Raw genomic sequence first — 1799 nt, 5'->3', positions numbered from 1 at the left:
CGCTTCAGGGGCCGAACCCCGCGCGGCGAAGCCGCGCCAATAAACACAGCACCTTGGCGGGCCCGGTCACCTACTCACCTTGGCGAGCGGGGTCACCTACTCACCTTCGCGAGCAGGGTCACCTACTCACCTTCGCAAGCAGGGTCACCTACTCACCTTCGCAAGCAAGGTCACCCACTCACCTTCGCGAGCAGGGTCACCCACTTCACCCGCGCAGACAAGGTCACCCACTCACCTTGACGAGCGAGTGTCACCCACTCACCTTCACGAGCAAAGCCACCCACTTCACCTCGCGAAAGGCTCCCCCACCCCTACCTCAGCATCTCCGCGACCAGAAACGACAGTTCCAGCGACTGCTGAGTGTTCAACCGCGGATCGCACGCCGTCTCATACCGCCCCGACAGATCCAGGTCGGAGATATCCTGCGCCCCACCCAGGCACTCCGTCACATCCTCACCGGTGAGTTCGATATGCAACCCGCCCGGATGCGTCCCCAGCGCGTGATGAACCTCGAAGAACCCCTGTACCTCGTCGACGATGCGGTCGAAGTGGCGGGTTTTGAAGCCGGTGGACGATTCGTGGGTGTTGCCGTGCATGGGATCGCACTGCCAGATGACCTGGTGCCCGGTGGCCTGCACTTTTTCCACGATCGGCGGCAGCACCTCCCGGATCTTCGTATTGCCCATCCGTGAGACCAGCGTCAACCGCCCGGGTTCGTTGGTGGGGTCGAGCCGCTCCACGTATTCCACCGCCTGGTCCGGAGAGGTGGTGGGCCCGATCTTGAGGCCGATGGGGTTGGCGAGTAGTTCCGCGAACGCGATATGCGCGCCGTCGAGCTGGCGGGTGCGTTCCCCGATCCACAGGAAATGCGCGGACAGGTCGTACAGTGCGGGAGCCCCGGAGGAGTTCTCGGCCAAACGCAGCATGGCCCGCTCGTAATCCAGCACCAGCGCTTCGTGCGAAGCGTAGATACGGGCCGACTGCAGGCTGGGATCGTTCACCCGGCAGGCCGTCATGAATCGCAGCCCCCGGTCGATCTCCTCGGCCAGCGCCTCATATCGGGCGCCCGCCGGGGACTGCGCCACGAAATCGCGATTCCAGTCGTGCACTCGATGCAGATCCGCCATCCCGGCGTTGGTCAACGCCCGGACCAGGTTCATCGCCGCGCTCGCGTTCGCGTACGCACGCACCAGCCGCGACGGATCGTGCTCACGCAACGCCGCGTCCGCGACCAGCGAATTCACCATATCCCCGCGATAGGACCGCAAACCGAGCGCATCCGTGTCCGAGGACCGCGGTTTCGCGTACTGCCCGGCGATCCGCGCCACCTTCACCACCGGCAGGCTCGCCCCATAGGTGAGCACCACCGCCATCTGCAACAGCGTCCGGATATTGCCACGGATATGCGGCTCGGTGTTGTCGGCGAAGGTCTCCGCGCAGTCCCCGCCCTGCATCAGGAACGCTTCCCCGCGCGCCACCTCGGCGAGCCGCTCCCGCAACTCGTCCACCTCCGCCGGCAAGCAGATCGGCGGCACACTCTCCAGCACCGTCCGCATGTCCGCCGCATGACCCGCGTCCCACGACGGCTGCTGCAGCGCCGGCCTCGACAACGCGTCGTCGAGACGTTTACGCAGCTCGGCAGGCAACGGCGGCAGCTCGGGCAAACGGTCGATAGGAACGTCGACGGTCCAATTCACCAGTTCAGGATACTGGAGGGCCGGAAAGGCCCCTTCGCGAAGGGCGGGCTGTAATTTTGGAGCGGCTCCGCCGCTCGAGGGTGGGGCCCTATTAACCCCGGG

General features: G+C 65.5%; 1 protein-coding gene. It reads right to left on the bottom strand.

The window, feature by feature from the left end; all coding sequences use genetic code 11:
• Window positions 1-311: 311 nt before the first annotated feature.
• Window positions 312-1697, bottom strand: a complete 1386-nt coding sequence (locus ACWDU1_RS32065; protein ID WP_450004169.1) for a class II 3-deoxy-7-phosphoheptulonate synthase — start codon at window positions 1695-1697, stop codon at window positions 312-314.
• Window positions 1698-1799: the final 102 nt, after the last annotated feature.

It is taken from the genome of Nocardia sp. NPDC003345 (assembly GCF_053589395.1).
Note: the sequence above shows the minus strand (reverse complement) of the source record. Positions and strands in the feature narration are given on the sequence as shown.